The following is a 21,880-nucleotide window of genomic DNA, read 5'->3' on the forward strand; positions in this document are numbered from 1 at the left end:
AATATGAAACATATATTAGGAAGTTGCGTTTTAGCAGGTCTGTTTCTCTTTTGTGCTTGTGACGACACATTGGATACAAAGGTGACATGGCAGATCGGAGACTCTGATACCTGGAGAGTTCCGGAACTTGCTCAAGGCGTACTATATAAAGCTTATAATGGCATAGCCAACCGTCCAGATTGTTTTGACAATAACTTTCTGGATTGTGCTACCGATAATGCAGTGACTAATCTGCGCAGCTCTTCTGTCTATAAATTAAATATGGGTGGGATGACGGCGTTTAACAACCCGATCGGAAACTGGAGTAATGCGTACAACATGTTGAACTATGTAAACTCCTTCCTCGAAAACGGCCTGACCGACCAGGTGCAGTACAACCGCACCGATCCGGAAGTGGACAAGCAAATCAAGCTGCGTCTGGAAGGTGAATCGTATTTCTTGCGTGCATGGTGGCATTTTGAGCTATTGAAGATGTATGGCGGAAAGGCGAAGAATGGAAAAGCGTTGGGTATTCCGTTGGCAGATCATTTTATTTCGCAGGATGAGGCCGCGCAGAACGGTGAATTTCTTCGTCCTACTTATCAGGCAACAGTCGATTTTATCGTCAACGATTTGAATAATGCCATCGAGTTATTGCCGAATGTGTATCAGGGAGATGACCTGGAGTTTGGTAATACACAAATCGGCCGTGCCACGAAAGCGGCGGCAGCTGTTCTGAAAAGTCGTGCGCTTTTATATAGCGCAAGTCCTGCCATGCAGGATGATGACGTGACGAAGATCACCGGCATGGGACAATTCGAAATTCTGAACCCTACGGTTTACCAGGCAAAATGGGAAGCGGTGGCCAAAGAGATCAATAAGATTCTGGGCATGGAAGGTTTCGGAACTTATGTTCCTGTTACGGCTTCCTCCATTGCCGATGTGCAGACCGAAAGTTCCGATTATGCTTTCCGCAAATATTTTAATAGTAATCTACTGGAAGGCCTTCATTTCCCGCCATTCTATTATGGAAGTGCCCGTGCCACTCCTTCTCATAATCTGGTAAAGGCTTTTTATGCGAAGAATGGTTATCCGGCAACCGATGTTCGTTCCGGTGTCGATCTGTCTGATCCTGATTTCGATCTGACGCAGCTTTATGCCGTACTCGATAATCGCTTTGCGCTGAATGTCTACTATCATAGTGCTATATTTGGCGATTCCGGCCAGCCGTTGGATATGTCCGAGGGTGGAAAAGATTCTCCTTCGTTTAGTGAGAATGCTACACGTACGGGTTATTATTTGGCTAAATTCGTTTCCAAGAAATCGGCTATGCTGAATCCGATTCAGACCTTAAACTCGGTTCATTACAATCCTTTGTTACGAAAATCGGAAGTTCTTCTTAACTTTGCCGAAGCTGCTAATGAGGCTTGGGGCAACCCGACGGTGAAAGCCGAAGGATGCCTGTATTCTGCATACGAAATATTGAAAACAATCCGTTCGCAAGCCGGAGGTATCAACTTTGATCTTTATCTGGATGAAATGGCTCAAAGTAAAGACTCGTTCAGAAAGCTGATTCAGAACGAACGTCGCTTGGAATTTACTTTCGAGAATCATCGTTATTTTGATATGCGTCGTTGGGTATTGCCGTTGAACGAAGAGGTGGAGGGTGTTGCCGTTACCCGCAAGGAAGATGGTACATTCAGCTTCAAAGTACAGAAAGTGGAACAACGGAAATATGAAGTGAAAAACTATTTCATGCCATTACCGTATGCAGAGCTGGAGAAGAATAAGAATCTAATGAATAATCAGGGTTGGGAATAACGTGCTGTTGATATAAATACTTATTTACAATGAAAAGACTAAATATATTATGGATAGGGCTGATAAGCGTTCTGATGACTGCTTGTTATGACGATTATGAAAAGGACTACGATAAGAGTTCTGTGTACTTTGCTTCGCAAAAACCTCTGCGGACATTGGTAGCCGATACAGATATGTCGATAAAGGTGGGAGTGGCTATTGGCGGTAAAAGAGAGGTGCATACCGATGATTGGGCTACATTCGAGATCGATCCGTCTTTACTGGATGGTACGGGTTTGACACTAATGCCGGAAAACTATTATCAGTTGGCTAATCCGAACAAGATGACGATTAGCAATCCGAATCTGGCAATAGCAGATGTGAAAGTGACTTTTTCCGATGCTTTCTATGAAGACAATGATGCTTTGAACAAGCACTATGCAATCCCTTTCCGGTTGGTCGATCATAATCAGGATGAAATAAGTACTGATGTGAATGGTAATTTGAAGGATTACAGTATTGTAGTTGTCAAGTTCGTCAGCCAGTATCATGGGACATACTTTGTGAAAGGGAAAGTTACCAATTTGTCCACCCAGCAGGTTACTGAATATAGTAACAAGGATTTGAGTCAGAATATGACCCGTGACTTTGTTTCGTTAGGTAGAAACAAAGTACGCAGACCGGGGTTCGGAAACACATTGGAAAACAATGAATCGGTGAATCTGACAGTCAATCCGGATGGAAGCGTCAATATTGAAGCCGGAGGAAGTGTTGCTATCACAGATGCATCCGCCACATTAGATCCTGCATCCGAATCATTGGAATTTGTAGGGAAACAGCCTAAGTTTACCCTTTCTTATAAGTACACGAAAGGTGGCGTCACTTATCAGGTTGACGAGGAACTGATTCGTCGTCAGAATCCGGAAGCTGATTTACGCTTCCAGGAGTGGTAAAATAGGTATTAGTTGATATAGTTTTTATCGCCAGTGAATTAGCTTACAGCATTTGTTAGCTAGTTCCTGGCGATGTTGTTTTTATTTGCAGCCGATATTCCGTTGGCGTTTATACCGCTTAAATTAACTTGCGGCTCTGCCTTATGACAGAATAGATTTTCCTATTTCTATGAAAAAAATCACTTATTCTATTTTACTTTTATTCTTTTGCAAGGTCTTTTATATAGAACGTACATTCGGATGAGCTCACGAAAAGGTACGTAGAACATGAATGTATAACGAGATAAGATAAATGACTATGTGTACAACGATAAAATGGAAAACAGGAATACTGGTAGTTGCGATGGCGCTGGTTTGTGGAGTCGCAAATGCACAACATTGGCATCGGCATTATTATTATCGTCCTGATCGGGTGGTGACTGTTGTGGTTCGACCTGACGTGACATCTTATGTCAGCAACCCTTTCAATCAAAAGGAACGATTGGCAATGGCTATAGCTTACTTGGAAACGCATAAGCACCTAGGCATCAGGCAATATGCAAAAATGACGGGACTTAGCATGGCCGCAGCAGAAGCTGAACTTGATGCTTTCGCTATGGATAAAAAAAAGCCTGTGCAACTTATTATCAGAGGGAAAAAGAAAGTGTATATAAAAAGACAATAGTGTATGAAGCGGATTTGGAAATTACTGATTTTAGGAATGGCCGTTATGTTTTTGCTGCAATCATGTGTGACCGTGCGCCGGTCCCACCGCCATCACCATCGCAAACATTGTTTTGTCGTTACGCAACGGATAGCCGATACGACCTTGTATAACTTTCTTCCTGCCGAATCTTGGGTGGTGTCAAAACCTGCTGTTTATGAAAATAAAGGATGACCGGGAACTGGTGATGATAGCAGCTAAAGAACCGGAAAAAGGATTTCGTTGTCTGATGGCAAAGTATAAGGATGCAGTTTATTGGCATATCCGAAGATTGGTAGTGGTTCATGAGGACGCACAAGACGCAACGCAAGAAACTTTTGTAAGGATATTCCGGTCGCTGTCTGATTTTAAGGGCGAATGTTCTTTCCGATCCTGGGTATACCGGATTGCCACCAACGAAGCCTTGCGTCTTCTAAACCGGTATCGAGACGATCGGGTATCGTTGAATGACTCTGTAGACGAGTTAAACAGTCTGATAGCTGACGAATATGTAGACTACAGCGATTTGGAAGTCGTGAAACTACAAAAAGCTATTTTAACGTTGCCAACTAAGCAACAGTTGGCTTTTAACTTACGATACTATGACGATTTGGGATATGACGAGATTGCCGGAATCATCGGTTCAACAGCAGATGGTGTAAAGTCCAGTTATCATATTGCCAAAGATAAGATTATTAAATATATGAATTCAAACAATTAGATGTATGAAAGAAGATTTTGATTTCAACCGCATAGGTAAGCGTCTGCCCTATACCACACCCGATAGTTTCTTGGATGATATAGAAAACAACGTATGGGAAACTGTAAAACAGGAGATGCAGCCTTCCGGACCCAAACGCAACTTTCGTCTTTGGTATTCTGTAACGGGAGGACTTGTGGCAGCAAGTATTGCACTATTAATTGTCTTCAACCTATTGCCCCATCATCCAAGGACTAATTTTGAAGATGTTGAAAAGGCGTTTGCCAATTTGAGTAGTAGTGATCAGGATTACTTGTTTGCAACCTATCAGAACGATTTGTTTATGAACGAATAAAAAACAAACAGACATGAAGAATATGATTAAAGTTCTTGTACTTGCAGTAGCAATGATTACTTTTAATGTGAGTACTTATGCCCAGAAGAGCGAACGACAGCGTATGACTCGGGAACAGTTGGCTGAAGCCCAAGCTCATTTTATTGCCAATGAGATGGCGATGGATGATACGACAACCAAGCAGTTTGTAGAAACTTTCTGCCAATTCCAGAAAGATATTTGGGCATTGGGTCCCCGTCCTAAAAGAGACTCTTCCCATCTTTCGGATAAAGAAGCTGAACAGGCGATGAATGAAAGATTCACTCATAGTCAAAAGATACTTGACCTAAGGAAAAGGTATTATTTGAAATATAGCAAATTTTTGACACCCAAACAAATTGAGAGAGTATATGAATTGGAAAGAAAGATGATGAATCGCCTGTTTCATCGCTCTCAAAATAAAGGAAACCATAAATAATTGAAGATTATGAGATTAAAAGCATTTAGCATATTTTGTTTATCGTTTCTTGTGATGTTTACCCTAACTTCGTGTGATAATGAAAACCTGGTAAACGAAGAGGAACTGAATTTTAGTGATGAAAATCCTGCCATAACTGTTCTTGCTGAACAAAAGGCAGGAAATGATGGATATGATGAAAAAGGTTTTTCAATAGTAAACTGCCTTAATTCACTGGAACTTCACAAGCTCTACAGTGGCTTAAAGCTAAACTTTCAACTGTCGGGAGTAACCAAGATAGAACTGGAAAGTGTAGACGGTTATGCCTTGTCCGGAACTGTTGGCATCCAATGGGACGAGACGGGACAGCCGGTTATCGGCGAAGCGGAAAATGCCAGTTCCATTTTGGTTTTTAATGCTCCCGATGAAAACGGTTTCACTCCAGGAAAAGACTACTCTATTTTCACCTTGCCTTGCGACCTCTACGGAGGATACCGGCTTTCCATTTACAAGGACGGACTGGTTGCCCACTATTTCGGAGTGCATCAGACTGTAGAACTGGGCACATTCATAAGCCCCGGTGATTTGGCAGAAAGCGAACTGGAATTTGACGACCCGGATGCGCCGCTCGTAGAAGAAGAGCGTCCGGAACTGGATGCCACAACTACACTCCTTCTCCGTCAATACCAACAGAACCAAACGGAAGAAAACAAGCAGGCATTATTAGATCAGATGGGAATTCGTTACGACAAGGTAGTGGCTCGAAAGAAAGCCAAGCTCCGCGAGCTGGAGAGAGAAGCTTTGACCCCGGATGTGGTGGAAGAAATGCAGGAGATTGTGGATGAGATGGTTGAGAATCGAGACATCCGACTCGAACAGCAGTTTCTGCGACTCATCGATCCTCGAAACGATGACAATCCCAATGACGCATGGATGGTGCTGCGAGGTGCGTCAGCTCCCAATGCCTACATCGGCTATGCACCGGTAACCAATGCAGAATATGCTGCCTTTAAAGAAGACTTCACCTATAATGAAGGACAGGACAATTATCCGGTAGTAAATATAACCATAGCTGAAGCCACGGCTTATTGCGATTGGCTTATGGCAAAAGACAATTCGCATAACTACCGTTTGCCGACCGACGAGGAATGGATTCTTGGAGCCGGACACATGCCGAAGGATGTTACGATGAACGCAGGTCGTGTGGAGACGGGACTGACAGCGGTAGATGCTTACAGCCAGACAACGGGTGCTTGTGGTGGTATCGACTTCTGGGGCAACTGCTGGGAATGGACTTCATCCATGGATGCAAATGGACAATACATCATCAAAGGCGGCAGTTGGGATTCTGAACGTGACGATTGCCGTAGTGAAAAATCGGATGTGGTAAGAATTGGTACACAAGGATATACCAATGTCGGTTTCAGAGTCGTAAGAACAGATTTCATTTAATTCCCTAATAACATACGGATATGAAAAAAATATTTTTAGCAATGGCTATTGCCATTGTGACGGGTACTGCTGTGTCCGCGCAAGACGATGACAAAGAAGATAAAATCGTGGTTTCAACCCACCAAACGGATAAAGAGGATGGATATGAGGGTCATTCGGCTAGCCGATGCGGTATCAAATTCAATTTCCAGCTTATAGGTGTGACAAAGGTAGAACTGGAAAGTGTCGATGGCTTTCCGCTTGCAGGCACGGCGACTACCCAAAAGACCGCCCAGGGAAAAACTGCAATCGATGATATGGTACATACAAGTGCCATTATAACGTACAGTTCAAGCAGCAAATCCGGATTTATACCCGGAAAAGACTACTACATTTCCACCTTACCTTGCAACCTTTACGGAGGATACAGGCTCTCTATTTACCGAGACGGACTCGTGGCGCATTATTTCGGTGTGCATCAGAAGGTGGAATTGGGAGAATTTATCAGTCCTGATGATTTGGTAGAGAGCGAGCTGGAGTTCGACAAGCCCGGCGCTCCACTCGTAGAGGAAGGACGCCCCAAGATGGATTCCAAGACACACAATCTATTTGTTCAATACCGTAAGAAACCTACGGAAGCCAACAAACAAGCGCTGTTGGATCAGATGTGTGTACGGTATGACAAAGTGGTAGCCAGAAAGAAAAACAAGCTCCGTGAACTGGAACGTGAAGCCCGGACTTACAGCATTGTGGAACACATGCAAGGTATTGTGGGCGAAATGGTGCAGAATCGAGAAACCCGCATCCAACAGCAATTTCTTCGCTTCATCGACCCTCGAAGGGACGAGAATCCGAAAGATGCCTGGATGGTGTTGCGTGGCGCATCAGCTCCCAATGCTTATATCGGCTATGCACCTGTCTCCAATGCCGAGTATGCCGCCTTCAAGTCCGGATTTACCTATGAAAAAGGACAGGACAACTATCCGGTTGTGAACATTACGATGAATGATGCCAAAGCTTATTGCAAATGGTTGACAGCACAGGACAGCAAGCATACTTACCGTCTGCCCAGTGAAGAAGAATGGATTCTTGGTGCTGGTCACATGCCTAAAGATGTGGCAATGAATGCTAACCACATTGAATCAGGACTGACAGCAGTGGATGCTTACAAACAGTCCACAGGTGCATGTGGAGGCATTGACTTTTGGGGAAACTGCTGGGAGTGGACTACTTCAACTGATGCTAACGGGCAGTATATTGTCAAAGGTGGAAGTTGGGACTCCAAGCGTGACGATTGCCGTAGCGAGAAATCAGATGATGTAAGGACAGGTGCGCAAGGTTATGCCAATGTAGGTTTCCGAATTGTAAGGATAGATACCTCTGAATCTATGTAATTTTTAACAAGCAAATGACGGATGTACAGGATATACCTATTTGGCCTGTTGGTTATTAATAGATAACTTTTCTTTGATATAGACCAAACTTCCTTTTTCCGGTTAGATAACTTCGTCTTCCTTCGTTTCAAACTATAAATGCAAGCTTTGTTTTTATAAATGCAAGTTCCGTTTATAAAAACAAAGCTTGCAATTTTATAAACGGAACTTGCATTTATAGTTTGGAATAGGGCAAAGACAACTTTACTATTAAGGGAAGAGATCTTTGCAAAGGGAGCAAAAGGACTTTTCTACTAATAGCTGATACGCTGTCTAAGGATAGATCGAATTTCTATCATGGTAACTTCTACTTCAACTGCTTGAGAAACTCTGTCGGAGTGATATTAAATTCTTTCTTGAAACACTTTGTAAAGTAGTTCGGATCTGATATACCGACGGCAAATGATGCTTCAGAGACATTCATACCATTCAGTAAATGAGTTTTAGCCTCTTTCATCTTGATGGTCCGTATGAATTGAGTGATGGAGCATCCGGTGAGTGATTTCAGCTTCATGTGCAACAGGCTGCGGCTGATGCGGAGATGGGCTGTGATTTCCGTTACTCCGAAGTCTTCCTTGGTGAGGTTCGCCATAATCAGTTCCATCAGTTCTTTCATGAATATTTCATCCCGCGGGTTGTTGGTTATTTGCTTGATGTTCAGTTCTTCTGCCTGTTTGAAGTGTTCAATACTCTGTTTCCGGCTCTTTTGGATATTCTGTACCAGCAGTTCCAGATTCTTGGCGTTGAAAGGTTTGGTGATATATGCATCGGCTCCTCGCAGATAACCTTCCGTATGGTCGTTTTCATCAGTCTTTGCAGTCAGGAGGATAACGGGGATATGGCTGGTCGTTACGTCCTGTTTGACACGTTCCGTGAATTCCAGGCCGTCCATCACCGGCATCATTAAATCCGATATAATGAGGTTGGGCAGCTGTTTGGCTATCTTCTTGCAGGCTTCTGCACCATTATACGCTCGTATAATATCATATTTCTCGCTGAATATACTGGCGAGGTAATCATTCATTTCTTTGTTGTCCTCCACAATCATAATAGATTCCCGGGCAGGATCTTTTTCTTTGTTGGTCAGCTTTTCGGGAATGAGTTCGATGGTTTCCTTGATTCGCTGGTTATATTTCTGTATTTCTTCGGTCGTGATGTTCTCGGACGAGCGTTCATCGGGGTTGTAAGCATCCTCGGATACATTCAGGGTAACGATAAAATCCGAACCTTTGTTGATTTCGCTTTCTACCCGGATTTCCCCTTTGTGCATGTGTATGAGCGAACGCGTAAGCGATAATCCCAGTCCGAATCCCTCGCGATGGTCGCGCTTCTCAACTTGGTAGTAACTTTCAAATATTTGTTCTTGAGCTTCTTTAGGAATCCCCCTGCCATTGTCTTTGACGGAGATTTGCACAAATGTTCCTTTCTCTTCTTTTATTAGTTTGGCACTCAACTTGACGTATCCGCCGGGTTGGGTATATTTAAATGCGTTTGAGAGCAAGTTATAAAGAATCCGTTCCAGTTTGGAAGGCGAGAACCAGACTTCCTCTTCGGTGTCTTCCAGATTGACGATGAAGTCAATTTCCCGTTCCCCGGCTACAATGTCGAAGATGTGCGACAGTTCTTCCAGAAAGTGCATGATGTCTCCCTTCCGGACGCTGATACGCATCTGTTTCATCTCGATTTTACTGAACGTCAATAGTTCATTAATCAGATAATTCATCCGGTTGGCGTTTCGGTAGATGACTTCCAGTTTCTCTTTATCGTTGTTGCTGATTTGTGGCTGCTGGATCAATCGTTGCAGAGGCGATAGAATCAGGGTCAGCGGTGTTTTCAGGTCATGGGAGATGTAAGTGAAGAAATTGATCTTCTGTTGATTCATATTCTCTATGTTGACGCGTTGTTCATGCTCCGTTTTCAGTCGCATGAGCAGGATGATACGCGTTTTGGTATATCTGTATGCGGCGTAAATGATTAATAGGAAGAGTAGTGCATAAACTAAATATGCTCCCGGTGAGAGCCACCAAGGAGGAAGGACTCTGATGGCAAGGTCCTTTTGGCCCGTTTCGTCCCAGTGGATACCATCTTTGCTGGCTTTGATCTTTAAGATATATCTTCCTGAAGGCAGATTGGAGAAGCGTACCTGATGCTGGTTGCCTACAAACTGCCAGTCCTTGTCGATACCTTCCATTTTCATCGCATATTGAGTGTTGTCGGTATATTGATAATTCAGGCCGGAATATTCGAGACGCAGGGATTGGGCTTGTTCGTGCGTCAGGGTGATCTCTGTCAGTTCGGAGATAGAGGAAGGGATGAATGCTTTCTCATTGTTGGGCGACATATATTCGCTGTTGCTCCAAATGGCAGTCAGTGCAATGTTGAAACGGGGATTGACGGAGCGTACCTGTTCCGGGTAGAAAGAAATCATACCGTTGATAGTTCCGAAATACAATTCTCCGTCAGGCTTCTTGCAGGCGGAGGAGTAGTTGAACTGGTTGATGGGTAATCCGTCGGCCGTGGTATATCGGTCAATGCTTCCTGTTTGGGAATTGATACAACAAAGTCCGTTTCCGGTACCTACCCAAACATTACTCATCTCATCTTCAATGATACCTTTGATGGCGTTGGATCCCAACTGTTCTTTACTGTAAAAGGCGATAATGTTACCGTTGCGGTCTGATACATAAAGCCCGTTGTTGTCTGTACCTATCCATATCCGTTGATGTGAATCGGGGTAGATATAGGTGATGTAGAGATTGGTGTGCGGCAGGATAGGGAGCGAGGTTACTTTCAGTGTATGGGTATTGATCTGAAATATACTGCCTTTTCGGGTTCCTGCCCAAAGTATACTGTCATTAAACTGTACCAGGTTAAAGACACGGAGAGATGAAATTTTTTCCGGGCGGGAGTTTGCTTTCTTCCTGTTGATCAGGAATAAGCCGGAAGGGCCTCCGTACCAGATATGATCGTTCTTGTCTTCGATGATGCAGAAGCCGGAAGAAACCTCATCCGACAATAGATTATAGTCCACCGTGCGGTTTAGATGCGGTATATAGTGAAGAGCTCCTTTCAGGAACAGTCCGAGCCACAAGCTGTTATCTTTGTCGAGCCATAAAGAATGTATGTTCTTGGCGTAGATTTGCATTTGCTTGTGCAGCCGTTCGGCACGGGTGATTTCCTTCTTATTGTCCAGGTAGTTCAATCCGCCATCTTCGGTGGCGATGTACAGACCGTTGTCCGGAGCATTGATAATCTGGCGGACAGCCTTTCCGCTCAAATGATTGAAACTGGCTCCGTATGGATATATCTGGAACTGGTCGGAACCGAATATATAATAGTTGACTCCTCCGAAATAGGTTCCTACCCACATATTATGAGCCTTGTCCTGATAAAGGCTGTAAATGGGAGAATCGTTCAGCGCACTTAAATCCCGTTCCGATTGCTCGTAATGTGCAATCAGTTGATAGAGTTTGTTGAAGACAAAGATGCCATACTCCGTGCCTACCCATATATTCCCCGTATGGTCGGTTGCCGCACACCGGAAGTCTTTCACTTCAAGGTCTTTCGAAAGATTACACAGGGTATTGCTTTGTATATGATAGACGAAAAAATCGTTGTTAGTATTAAATAAAAGCTGGTTGGACGAGATCAGGACAGCATTGTTGCATTGCTGTGTAAAAGGCTGGATGAGAGTCGGGAGGGAAACGAACTGTTTCTTCTCCAGACTGTATCGCATCAGTCCTTTGTTGGTGTCTATCCATAAGGTTTTGTCTCCGTCCTCCGCAAGGTATCTCACATGAGGTTTTTCTTCATCGAGAAGAAAAGGAACGAACAAGCTGTCTTGTTCATTGTAGCGATAGAGTCCGTTGCTACAAGCTGCCAGAAGCATACCATCGCTGGTGTTCAGGAAACAAACATCATCCTTAGTGTTCCCTTTAATCTGGTAACGGCTGAAATCTTCTGTCTCGTAGTTATAGCTGCAGATGCCCTGATCGGTAGAGATCCATAGAATGTTACGGAGCGAATCGTTATATAAGCGTGTGATGAAATTGTGGCGGAGTGAGGTGCTGTCGGCCTCATTATGTGCGAACAGGTTGATATTATAACCGTCATATCGGCACAATCCGTTGCGTGTACCAAACCAGATGAACCCGTGGTTGTCCTGGGTGATTGCATTGATCGTATTATGCGGGAGTCCTTCAGCTATACTTAGCTGTTTGAAGCGTATATTATTATATTGAATCTGTCCCGTCGACAAGCTTGTATTTAAGAGCACGAGACTAAATAAGAGCACGAATTTAAGTAAGGTGGTTCTCATGGCTTTTCTGATTGATTTTCACGACCTAAAGATACGTCTTTTTTTGTTTTGAACAGTCGTAGAATTGTTCAAACGGGCAGCACTCATGTTCAGTTTGCCGCTTCGCTACAGATTTTTATACATGATTGCAGGTATTAAGCATTATTTTTCTGTTTTTCTTGGATAGAAAAGACCACATTTGCAATGTGAAACTCTAAAAACAAATGCTATGAATCATTCGACATTCAAATCCTTTACGTTTGGTATCGGTCTGTTTTTCACATTACCTCTGGTATATGGGAATAGTTCCTCTCCGTCTTCTTCCGATGGAACGTTGTATATCAATAAATCGAAAACCCACAAAGTGGCTCCCGTAAAGTACGGTTTCCATTATGAAGAAATAGGAATGATGGGCGAGGGTGCCCTGCACGCCGAACTGATACGTAACCGTTCGTTTGAAGAAGCTACACCGCCTGCCGGATTATCTGTGAAGAACGGTCTTTATGAAAATGTTCCGGCTCCCCGCGTTAAAGAGAAAAAAGTGTTTCAGGCCGATCCGCTGATTGGATGGACGACTTATCCGTTATCATATACTCCTGTATTTATCAGTCGCACGGATGAAAATCCGATGAGCGGGGAAAATAAGTATTCGATGCTGGTTAATGTCACGGAAGATATTGCGAACCATCCGGATGCCCTGATTCTCAACCGTGGATATTATGGAATGAACCTGAAGACAGATACGTCTTACCGTCTTTCCTTGTTTCTGAAGAACAGGAATTATTCCGCTCCGTTACGTGTATTTCTAGTTGACGAATGGGGACAACGGGTGAGCAATGTGATCGAAGTGAATGTAGGGAATCGGGACTGGACAAAATATACCGGTGAACTGAAACCGGAAAAGAACGTCCGGCGTGGAATGTTTGCCATACAACCGATGTCGAAAGGGCAATTTCAGATAGATGTCGTTTCCCTGTTCCCGTCCGATACCTGGAACGATGGAAAATCCGTATTCCGTAAAGACATTGTTCAGAACCTGAAAGAGTTTTCTCCCAGCTTTATCCGTTTCCCGGGCGGATGCATCGTGCACGGAGTCAATGAAGAAACGATGTATCACTGGAAAAAGACGCTCGGACCGATTGAAAATCGTCCGGGACAGTGGAGCAAATGGGCGCCTTATTACCGTACCGACGGAATCGGCTATCATGAGTTTTATGAATTGTGCGAATATGTGGGAGCTGATGCGATGTATGTGATGCCTACGGGTATGATTTGCAGTGGTTGGGTGAAGCAAAGTCCACAGTGGAATTTCAGACACATTGATGTCGATCTGGACGCTTATATCCAGGATGCGTTGGATGCCATCGAGTATGCCATTGGTGATACAACTACGAAATGGGGAGCTGAACGGGCAAAGAACGGTCATCCCGCTCCTTTCCCGCTAAAATATATCGAGATTGGAAATGAAGATTTCGGACCTGTGTATTGGGAGCGTTATGAGAAAATCTATCAGGCGTTGTCCGCCAAATATCCTGACTTGATTTATATAGCCAATAGTGTCATCCGTGTAGTCGGAAGAGAGAATGATGACAAACGGAAGGATATTCCCAATTTTGTCAACCCGAAGAATGTGAAAGTGTTCGACGAACATTATTATAACTCAATCGAATGGGCTTGCGAACAGCATTATCGTTTTGATAACTACAAACGGGGTGTTGCCGATCTATTTATCGGCGAATTGGGAATCAACGGAAAATATCCTTATAACCTGCTGGCTACCGGAGCCATCCGTATGTCAATAGAACGCAACGGCGATTTGAATCCCTTGTTTGCTGAACGTCCGGTGATGAGGCATTGGGACTTTCTGGAACACCGTATCTTCCTGCCGATGTTGATTAATGGAGTAGACAGTAGCGTAAAGACTTCCTTCTTCTATCTGGCAAAGATGTTCAGGGATAACACGTTTGACGTGTGTCTGGATGCAGCGATCAAGGATATAGAAGGTTTGCAGAACATCTTTGTTACGATGGGATATGATACGGCCAGCAAACAATATATCCTGAAACTGATAAACCTGCAGGATAAAAAAGTCACTCTACAACCGGAAGTTTCCGGCTTCAAACGTCCCATCAAGGCACATAAAACAAGCCTGGTACTGGTTCCGGGAAAAGAAAACACACCGTTTGCTCCGAATGAAGTCCAACCGGTAGAGACGGAAGTCGGGCTGGACCTGAATCAACCGTTCGAACTGGAGGCCGCTTCCATGGTTGTATATCGTTTTAAATAGGATCTTTTAAATAAGAAATAAATAAAATGAAAACAATCTTTTGTATCACAGGACTTGCCATACAAGGTTTGGCTATGTCAGTCCAGGCGCAAACCGGCAAACCGAATATTGTGGTTATTATGACCGATCAGCAGCGTGCCGATTTGTGCGGCAGGGAAGGTTTTCCGCTGGAAGTGACTCCCTTTGTCGACCGTTTGGCGCAGGAGAATGTATGGTTCAATAAGGCATACACTGTGATGCCGGCCAGCTCTCCGGCACGTTGTTCCATGTTCACCGGGCGTTTTCCTTCCGCCACTCACGTACGCACGAATCACAATATCCCCGACATCTCCTATCAACAGGACTTAGTGGGCGTATTGAAAGAAAACGGATATAAAACAGCATTGGTTGGCAAGAATCACGCTTACCTGAAACCTGCCGACTTGGATTTCTGGTCTGAATACGGACACTGGGGAAAGCACAAAAAGACGACTCCCGCAGAGAAAGAGACTGCCCGTTTCTTGAATCAGCAAGCCAGGGGGCAATGGTTGGAGCCATCTCCCATCTCGCTGGAAGAACAGCATCCCACCAAAATCGTGAACGAAGCACTGGCATGGATTAAACAGCAGAAAGAAAATCCTTTCTTCGTATGGGTCTCTTTTCCGGAACCTCACAACCCTTATCAGGTATGTGAACCCTATTACTCCATGTTCTCCCCCGATAAGCTTCCCATCTTAAAGACCTCCCGCAAAGATTTGGCAAAGAAAGGAGAGAAATACCGTATTCTGGCGCAACTGGAAGACGCGTCCTGCCCGAACCTGGAACAAGACATGCCTCGAATCCGTGCCAACTATATCGGAATGATCCGGTTGATAGACGATCAGATCAAGAGACTGATCGAATCATTGAAAGCCAGCGGACAATATGAAAACACCATCTTTGTCGTACTCTCCGACCACGGTGACTACTGGGGGGAATACGGATTGATCCGTAAAGGAGCCGGACTTTCCGAAAGCCTCGCACGTATCCCGATGGTATGGGCAGGATATCACATCAAGAACCAGCCTGCCCCTATGGATAGCCACGTATCGATAGCCGACCTTTTCCCCACCTTCTGCTCTGCCATCGGTGCCGAAATACCGGCAGGAGTTCAGGGTCGTAGCTTGTGGCCGATGCTGACCGGAAAAGCTTACCCTAAAGAAGAATTCTCCAGCATGGTCGTACAACAAGGCTTCGGAGGAGCCGATGTCGGACTGGATGCCTCCTTGACTTTTGAACAGGAAGGAGCACTGACTCCCGGCAAAATAGCCCACTTCGACGAACTGAACACCTGGACGCAAAGCGGTACCTCACGCATGATAAGAAAGGATGACTGGAAACTGGTTATGAATCATTATGGCAACGGAGAACTCTATAATTTAAAGAAAGATCCTTCGGAAGTTCATAATCTGTTTGGCGAGAGGAAATACAGCGAAATTCAAACAGAGCTTCTGACCCGTTTACTGGCATGGGAGTTGCGTTTGCAGGACCCGCTGCCTCTCCCGCAAAGACGTTACCATTTTAAACAGAATCCATTTAATTATCTCCACCCGGAACACTAAAAAATAAGAAGATTGTACATACCTACGGATATTAAAAACATGATTCCATGAAGTCTGCCCCGCAACGGCCTATTTTTGTATCCGTAAACATAAAACAGAAATATATGAAATTGATTTTGCGATTAGGATTGATCTTGTTTACAGGATTTATTTCCATCTCTACAGCATCAGCACAGTTATATGGAACGGCAGATACAAACGCTCCGGAACTACGTGTTCCGACATCTGTAAAGCCGGCATTTGATTATTGGATGAGGGACACTTGGGCTACGCTGGGTCCCGACGGTTATTATTATATCACAGGAACGACCTCTACCCCCGACCGTTACTTTCCGGGACAGAGACATTGCTGGGACTGGAACGACGGTTTGTACCTGTGGCGTTCCAAAGATATGAAGTCTTGGGAAGCCAGAGGACAAATATGGTCGATGGAAAAAGACGGAACCTGGCAAAAAAAGCCGAAAGTATATAAAGCAGGAGAGAAATATCAGAAGAAATCCATCAACGGTGATCCGATGGACAACCGCTTCCATGCAGTGTGGGCTCCGGAAATGCATTATATCAAAAGCGCGAAGAACTGGTTTATCGTTGCCTGCATGAATGAGTCGGCAGGTGGGAGAGGTTCTTTCATTTTGCGGAGCAAGACCGGAAAGCCGGAAGGACCGTACGAGAATATCGAAGGTAATAAAGACAAAGCCATCTTCCCGAATATCGACGGAAGTTTGTTCGAAGATACGGACGGCACTGTCTACTTTGTCGGGCACAACCATTATATCGCCCGTATGAAACCGGATATGAGCGGATTTGCCGAGGAACTGAAAACATTGAAAGAGAAAAAATATAATCCGGAACCGTATATTGAAGGAGCGTTTATCTTCAAATATGATAACAAATATCACCTCGTACAGGCTATATGGTCGCACCGTACGTCGGAGGGAGATACCTATATCGAGAAAAAGGGAGTAACCTCGCCGAAGACACGTTATAGTTACGACTGCATCATCTCGACAGCCGATAATGTGTATGGTCCCTATAGCGAACGCTACAATGCCATCACGGGAGGAGGACACAACAATCTTTTCCAGGATAAGGATGGAAACTGGTGGGCTACCATGTTCTTCAATCCGCGTGGGGCACAGGCGGCGGAATATAAAGTGACGTGCCGTCCCGGATTAATTCCGATGATCTATGAGAATGGTAAATTCAAACCCAACTTTAATTATAATACCAAATGAAAACTTCTTTATTGATAGCAGGCAGCCTGGCTCTGGTCCCGATGACGTATGCGCAGGACAAACCGAATATTATTATCATACTGGCAGACGATTTGGGCTTCTCCGATCTCGGCTGTTTCGGTGGTGAGATTCATACACCAGTACTGGATAAACTGGCAAAGAATGGCGTCCGTATGACGCAGATGTACAACAGTGCCCGTAGTTGCCCGTCGCGTGCCAACCTGTTGACGGGACTTTATCCGCATCAGACGGGATTGGGACACATGGACGGCAGTCATCCTGCCTGGCCGAAAGGATATTCCGGTTTCCGTTCCAATTCGGACAACGTCACGATTGCAGAAGTCCTGAAAGATGCCGGATATTTTACGGCTATGTCAGGAAAGTGGCATTTGGGGAATAAGTCGAATCCTATTCTTCGTGGTTTCCAGGAGTATTACGGTTTGTTGGGCGGATTCAACTCTTTCTGGAATCCGGCAGTATATACCCGTTTGCCGAAAGACCGTACGCCCAGACACTATGAGGAAGGAACTTTCTACGCTACCAATGTGATAACGGATTATGCGATTGACTTTATCGACCAGGCACATCAGGAGAAGAAACCGTTGTTCCTGTATCTGGCCTATAACGCTCCCCATTTCCCTTTGCACGCACCGAAAGAAGTGACCGATAAATATATGTCTCTCTATATGCAGGGATGGGACAAGATTCGTGACGCCCGCTGGAAACGGATTGTGGACCTGAAACTTATGCAGGGAAAGCCGGCACTTAGTCCGCGTGGTGTAGTTCCCGAAAGTCTGTTTGAAGATGAAACGCATCCGCTACCGGCATGGGATTCATTGACGAAAGATCAGCAGACCGACCTCGCACGCCGTATGTCCATTTTTGCCGCTATGGTAGATGTGATGGACGCGAACATCGGCCGGGTAGTGGATGAATTGAAGAAAAACGGTGAGTTGGACAATACGTTTATCATGTTTATGTCCGATAACGGAGCTTGTGCCGAATGGCACGAATTTGGCTTCGACAAACAGACCGGAGTCGAATACCATACCCATACCGGAGAAGAACTCGACCAGATGGGTTTGCCCGGAACCTATCATCATTACGGTACAGGCTGGGCAAATGTCTGCTGCACGCCGTTCACGCTCTATAAACATTATGCACACGAAGGAGGTATTTCCACTCCGTGTATCATTTCCTGGGGTAATCATGTGAAGAACAAAGGCGGACTGAATCATCAGCCTGCACAATTCTCCGATATCATGTCTACCTGTGTGGAACTGGCAGGAGCCACTTATCCGAAAGAATATCAGGGAAGAGCGATTCTGCCTACGGCAGGTCAGTCTATCCTTCCGATTGTGAAAGGAAAGAAGATGCCCGAAAGATATATTTATGCCGAGCATGAAGGCAACCGCATGGTGCGTAAAGGTGACTGGAAGCTGGTTTCCGCCAACTTCAAGGGAGATGAATGGGAATTGTACAACATCAAGGAAGACCGTACCGAACAGCACAACCTGATCGGTAAATATCCTGAAATGGCAAAAGAATTGGAAACAGCCTATTTCGAATGGGCGGACAAGAGTGATGTACTGTATTTCCAGAAAATGTGGAATACCTACAATAAGAATCGACGGAAAGATTTTAAAGAATATAAAACCCGCTAATGCTTATGGATAAGAGAATCTTACTAACTCTGGCTTTAGGAGCCATGTCGCAGGTGTTTACCCATGCATGGGAGCCTAAAGGAGATAAAATTAAAACAGTATGGGCTGAACAGGTGACGCCGGAAAATGTGTGGCAAAGTTATCCCAGACCACAGTTGCAACGGGCAGAATGGATCAATCTGAACGGATTGTGGAAGTATGCCGTAACGGATCAGAACACGCCTCGGAAGAATGTTTCCTTTGAAGGGGAAATCTTGGTCCCGTTTGCGATTGAATCATCTCTGTCCGGAGTGCAGAAAACATTTCTTCCTACGGATAAACTATGGTATCAACGTGAGTTCTCCTTAGATCCTTCCTGGAAGAATAAATCTGCTATCCTGCATTTCGGAGCAGTGGATTATGAATGTCAAGTATGGGTGAATAACCGGTTGGTCGGTACGCATAAAGGAGGAAACAACCCGTTCTCGTTTGATATTACTAAATACCTGAAGAAGAGTGGTCCTCAAAGCATTGAAGTAGCCGTCACCGACCCGACGGACACGGAGTCTATCTCCCGAGGAAAACAGCAACTTAACCAGGAAGGTATCTGGTACACGCCTGTATCGGGCATTTGGCAAACTGTGTGGCTGGAAGCGGTGAATAAAACCTATATTCGTCAGGTACTTCCTTCCACTGATATTGAGAGAAAATCCGTGAAGCTGGCTTTCGATATAATCGGAGCCAAAGGCAATGAAGAAGTGAAAATAGAAGTGTTGGATGATGGCAAAGTAATCAAGACGGTGGAACAGAAGTTGAGTAATGCGATGGAGATAGACGTTCCGAACGCTGTCTTATGGTCTCCCGAATCTCCGAAACTGTATCATCTAAATATTGTCTTATCCAATGGAGGACGTGTTTTAGACCGGGTAAAGAGTTACTTTGCCTTGAGAAAAGTAGATGTCCGTAAAGATGAGTGCGGATATAACCGTATTTGCCTGAATAACCAACCCATCTTCCAATACGGTCCATTGGATCAAGGCTGGTGGCCCGACGGATTGTTGACTCCTCCTTCCGAGGAAGCGATGTTGTGGGACATGGTGCAATTGAAAAAGATGGGATTCAATATGATCCGTAAACATATCAAAGTAGAACTGGAGCAATATTATTATTACGCCGATTCTCTGGGATTGATGATGTGGCAAGACATGGTTTCCGGTTTTGCTACGTCAAGGAAGAAGGAGGAACACGTCAATCCGTTGGCTACTACTGATTGGAACGCTCCCGAAGAACACACCCGCCAATGGCAAAAAGAAATGTTCGAGATGATTGACCGTCTCCGTTTCTATCCCTGTATCACTACCTGGGTGGTTTTCAATGAAGGATGGGGACAGCATAACACGGTGGAAATCGTAAATAAAGTGATAAAATACGACGATACACGCCTGATAAACGGAGTGACCGGCTGGACGGACAGAGGCGTAGGCGATATGTACGACGTACATAATTATCCTGTCACTTCCATGATTCTGCCGGAGAACAACGGCAACCGCATTTCCGTACTGGGAGAATTCGGCGGCTATGGCTGGGCGATCAAGGAACATATCTGGAATCCGAATATGAGGAACTGGGGGTATAAGAATATAGACGGAGCAATGGCTCTGATTGATAGTTACGGCCGTCTGGTATATGATTTGGAAACGCTGATTGCCCAAGGGTTGAGTGCGGCTGTTTATACACAAACCACAGATGTGGAGGGAGAAGTAAACGGCCTGATTACTTACGACCGGAAAGTAACTAAAATACCGGAAGGCTTGTTACACCTGATGCACAACCGTTTGTATGAAATCACCCCTGCGAAAGCTGTTACTTTGATTGCAGACAGTCAGAACGGAAGCAAGAATACCCGCCTTGTCAGTCTGAACGGTCAGGAGCTGAAAATGACTTCTTTGCCTTTCGACTGTCCCCCTCGTTCTACGGTAGTATCAGAAGCTACTTTTAAGGTGGATAAGGATTTCAGTCATCTGTCTTTATGGCTGAATGTTGCCGGAGAAGCAAAAGTATGGCTGAATGGAGTGGAAGTCTTTGCGCAGGAGGCAAAGCAGACCAGGCAATATAATCAATACAATATCAGCGATTACAGCCGTTACTTGCGAAAAGGAAGTAATTTGTTGAAAATTGAAGTGAAAGATAGCAAGAAGATGAGATTCGATTATGGGTTGAGGGCTTATTAATCAGATTCATATTCTACTTTGTGAGTTTCTTGCTATAAAGTTGAAAGGCAAGTGAATATCTGCAATATCAAGTTAATGTATGAGCCCCATAGCGATGTCACTATAGGGCTCATTAACTATCATTTTTCCGGCTCACTCGTATGGGCACATTTCTTTATAACAAACTTTCTTATTGAAATTTCTTATCTTCTTCGAGGAGCTCCTGGCTACATTGCTCCGGTGCTAGAGGGGTAAAGAGTTCTATCAGGTTTTCTTCGGGATCGCGCAGGTATAGGGTACGCATCCCCCAATCGGGCATATCCGTAGGTTCGGTGATAAACGTCACGCCTTTTGCTTTTAGATCGGCAAAAGTTTCGTCGAGGTTATCTACACTGAATGAAACCATTAATTTCTCACGCATCGCAACGGGCTGTTGCTTATCTGCATTGCCTACCGCAGGTGCCATCCAGTCGGATACAAAAAGGGTGAAGCCTTCTATCCCGTCAGCTACTTTAAAATTGGCATATCCGCTATTTTCATCTCCCCAGGATGGCTCTAATCCGAGTTGTTCGGTGTAGAACTTGAAGCATTTGGCGAAGTCTTTCACTAATAATCTTACGTTGCTGAATCTCATGGTTTACTGATTAATAGTTTGTAATTTGTTTCTTATATCAAAATGCAAATATAATCATTCTATTGGATAGCGTTTCAAAAAACTGTATTTACCTCATTAGTGCATAGAAACGAGTTAAACGGTGCGCTAATGAATGGGTCCAGGGTGAGGGGTGGTGAGGGTAGATTTATAACTTTCGTATTTTTTTTTGAGGATAAAAAAGGAGATAGTATAGAAAATAATAAA

At 44.5% G+C, this 21,880-nt stretch carries 16 protein-coding genes; 14 read left to right on the forward strand and 2 right to left on the reverse strand.

All coding sequences use genetic code 11. The annotated features are described in order from the left end of the window. Positions 1 to 3: 3 nt before the first annotated feature. The 9 genes from KQP79_RS05440 (at position 4) to KQP79_RS05480 (ending at position 7,730) form a co-directional block, all read left to right on the forward strand. Positions 4 to 1,800 (forward strand): RagB/SusD family nutrient uptake outer membrane protein, encoded by a 1,797-nt coding sequence (locus tag KQP79_RS05440; RefSeq protein WP_138343876.1) that lies wholly within the window; start codon positions 4 to 6, stop codon positions 1,798 to 1,800. A 29-nt stretch (positions 1,801 to 1,829) separates the two neighbouring features. Continuing rightward, positions 1,830 to 2,732 carry a BT_3987 domain-containing protein gene (locus KQP79_RS05445; RefSeq protein WP_138343874.1) on the forward strand — a complete coding sequence of 301 codons (903 nt, stop codon included), beginning with the start codon at positions 1,830 to 1,832 and terminating at the stop codon, positions 2,730 to 2,732. A gap of 298 nt (positions 2,733 to 3,030) precedes the next feature. Beyond that, positions 3,031 to 3,396 (forward strand): hypothetical protein, encoded by a 366-nt coding sequence (locus KQP79_RS05450; RefSeq protein WP_138343872.1) that lies wholly within the window; start codon positions 3,031 to 3,033, stop codon positions 3,394 to 3,396. Between the two features lie 3 nt (positions 3,397 to 3,399). Further along, the gene (locus KQP79_RS05455; protein ID WP_117610480.1) at positions 3,400 to 3,609 is read left to right on the forward strand and encodes a hypothetical protein; all 210 of its coding nucleotides are present in this window, start codon (positions 3,400 to 3,402) and stop codon (positions 3,607 to 3,609) included. Next, positions 3,593 to 4,135, forward strand: coding sequence for an RNA polymerase sigma factor (locus KQP79_RS05460; RefSeq protein WP_117610481.1), 543 nt, complete (start codon positions 3,593 to 3,595; stop codon positions 4,133 to 4,135). The genes KQP79_RS05455 and KQP79_RS05460 overlap by 17 nt, the downstream gene beginning before the upstream one ends. Positions 4,136 to 4,139: 4 nt before the next feature. Beyond that, complete coding sequence (locus KQP79_RS05465) at positions 4,140 to 4,469, forward strand: hypothetical protein (RefSeq protein WP_008023513.1); 330 nt, start codon at positions 4,140 to 4,142, stop codon at positions 4,467 to 4,469. Between the two features lie 13 nt (positions 4,470 to 4,482). Then, the gene (locus tag KQP79_RS05470; RefSeq protein ID WP_117610483.1) at positions 4,483 to 4,926 is read left to right on the forward strand and encodes a hypothetical protein; all 444 of its coding nucleotides are present in this window, start codon (positions 4,483 to 4,485) and stop codon (positions 4,924 to 4,926) included. A gap of 9 nt (positions 4,927 to 4,935) precedes the next feature. Then, positions 4,936 to 6,357 (forward strand): formylglycine-generating enzyme family protein, encoded by a 1,422-nt coding sequence (locus KQP79_RS05475; RefSeq protein ID WP_138343870.1) that lies wholly within the window; start codon positions 4,936 to 4,938, stop codon positions 6,355 to 6,357. 20 nt (positions 6,358 to 6,377) lie between these two features. Then, positions 6,378 to 7,730: a formylglycine-generating enzyme family protein gene (locus tag KQP79_RS05480; protein ID WP_115483899.1), complete on the forward strand. Its 1,353-nt coding sequence runs from the start codon at positions 6,378 to 6,380 to the stop codon at positions 7,728 to 7,730. Positions 7,731 to 8,076: 346 nt separating this feature from the next. Here the strand turns inward: KQP79_RS05480 and KQP79_RS05485 are convergent, their stop codons facing one another. Next, a complete protein-coding gene (locus tag KQP79_RS05485; protein WP_022199272.1) occupies positions 8,077 to 12,087 on the reverse strand; it encodes a two-component regulator propeller domain-containing protein in 4,011 nt (1,336 codons plus the stop codon). A gap of 208 nt (positions 12,088 to 12,295) precedes the next feature. On the opposite strand from KQP79_RS05485, the gene KQP79_RS05490 reads away from it, so the two are divergent. Genes KQP79_RS05490 through KQP79_RS05510 form a run of 5 tightly spaced genes read left to right on the forward strand, consistent with a single transcriptional unit; the run spans position 12,296 to position 21,042 of the window. Then, positions 12,296 to 14,353, forward strand: coding sequence for an alpha-L-arabinofuranosidase C-terminal domain-containing protein (locus tag KQP79_RS05490; RefSeq protein WP_138343868.1), 2,058 nt, complete (start codon positions 12,296 to 12,298; stop codon positions 14,351 to 14,353). 26 nt (positions 14,354 to 14,379) lie between these two features. Next, entirely contained in the window at positions 14,380 to 15,933 is a 1,554-nt protein-coding gene (locus tag KQP79_RS05495; RefSeq protein ID WP_138343866.1) for a sulfatase, read from the forward strand. A gap of 47 nt (positions 15,934 to 15,980) precedes the next feature. Then, positions 15,981 to 17,168 (forward strand): family 43 glycosylhydrolase, encoded by a 1,188-nt coding sequence (locus KQP79_RS05500; RefSeq protein WP_004307753.1) that lies wholly within the window; start codon positions 15,981 to 15,983, stop codon positions 17,166 to 17,168. Further along, a complete protein-coding gene (locus tag KQP79_RS05505) occupies positions 17,165 to 18,832 on the forward strand; it encodes an arylsulfatase (protein WP_004298622.1) in 1,668 nt (555 codons plus the stop codon). The genes KQP79_RS05500 and KQP79_RS05505 overlap by 4 nt, the downstream gene beginning before the upstream one ends. 5 nt (positions 18,833 to 18,837) lie before the next feature. Further along, positions 18,838 to 21,042, forward strand: a complete 2,205-nt coding sequence (locus KQP79_RS05510) for a glycoside hydrolase family 2 protein (RefSeq protein WP_234120934.1) — start codon at positions 18,838 to 18,840, stop codon at positions 21,040 to 21,042. A 169-nt stretch (positions 21,043 to 21,211) separates the two neighbouring features. On the opposite strand, the gene KQP79_RS05515 is transcribed toward KQP79_RS05510, so the two are convergent. Then, complete coding sequence (locus KQP79_RS05515) at positions 21,212 to 21,655, reverse strand: VOC family protein (protein WP_004302766.1); 444 nt, start codon at positions 21,653 to 21,655, stop codon at positions 21,212 to 21,214. Positions 21,656 to 21,880: the final 225 nt, after the last annotated feature.

It is taken from the genome of Bacteroides sp. DH3716P, from assembly GCF_025914115.1.
Classification (GTDB): Bacteria; Bacteroidota; Bacteroidia; order Bacteroidales; family Bacteroidaceae; genus Bacteroides; species Bacteroides ovatus.

Bases quoted from the DNA above. Each gene is read 5' to 3' on its own strand.
- KQP79_RS05470 (WP_117610483.1), top strand. From the start codon at position 4,483: ATGAAGAATATGATTAAAGTTCTTGTACTTGCAGTAGCAATGATTACT.
- KQP79_RS05460 (WP_117610481.1), top strand. From the start codon at position 3,593: ATGAAAATAAAGGATGACCGGGAACTGGTGATGATAGCAGCTAAAGAA.
- KQP79_RS05505 (WP_004298622.1), top strand. From the start codon at position 17,165: ATGAAAACTTCTTTATTGATAGCAGGCAGCCTGGCTCTGGTCCCGATG.
- KQP79_RS05450 (WP_138343872.1), top strand. From the start codon at position 3,031: ATGTGTACAACGATAAAATGGAAAACAGGAATACTGGTAGTTGCGATG.
- KQP79_RS05495 (WP_138343866.1), top strand. From the start codon at position 14,380: ATGAAAACAATCTTTTGTATCACAGGACTTGCCATACAAGGTTTGGCT.
- KQP79_RS05455 (WP_117610480.1), top strand. From the start codon at position 3,400: ATGAAGCGGATTTGGAAATTACTGATTTTAGGAATGGCCGTTATGTTT.
- KQP79_RS05440 (WP_138343876.1), top strand. From the start codon at position 4: ATGAAACATATATTAGGAAGTTGCGTTTTAGCAGGTCTGTTTCTCTTT.
- KQP79_RS05465 (WP_008023513.1), top strand. From the start codon at position 4,140: ATGAAAGAAGATTTTGATTTCAACCGCATAGGTAAGCGTCTGCCCTAT.
- KQP79_RS05485 (WP_022199272.1), bottom strand. From the start codon at position 12,087: ATGAGAACCACCTTACTTAAATTCGTGCTCTTATTTAGTCTCGTGCTC.
- KQP79_RS05490 (WP_138343868.1), top strand. From the start codon at position 12,296: ATGAATCATTCGACATTCAAATCCTTTACGTTTGGTATCGGTCTGTTT.
- KQP79_RS05480 (WP_115483899.1), top strand. From the start codon at position 6,378: ATGAAAAAAATATTTTTAGCAATGGCTATTGCCATTGTGACGGGTACT.
- KQP79_RS05445 (WP_138343874.1), top strand. From the start codon at position 1,830: ATGAAAAGACTAAATATATTATGGATAGGGCTGATAAGCGTTCTGATG.
- KQP79_RS05515 (WP_004302766.1), bottom strand. From the start codon at position 21,655: ATGAGATTCAGCAACGTAAGATTATTAGTGAAAGACTTCGCCAAATGC.
- KQP79_RS05475 (WP_138343870.1), top strand. From the start codon at position 4,936: ATGAGATTAAAAGCATTTAGCATATTTTGTTTATCGTTTCTTGTGATG.
- KQP79_RS05510 (WP_234120934.1), top strand. From the start codon at position 18,838: ATGGATAAGAGAATCTTACTAACTCTGGCTTTAGGAGCCATGTCGCAG.
- KQP79_RS05500 (WP_004307753.1), top strand. From the start codon at position 15,981: ATGAAGTCTGCCCCGCAACGGCCTATTTTTGTATCCGTAAACATAAAA.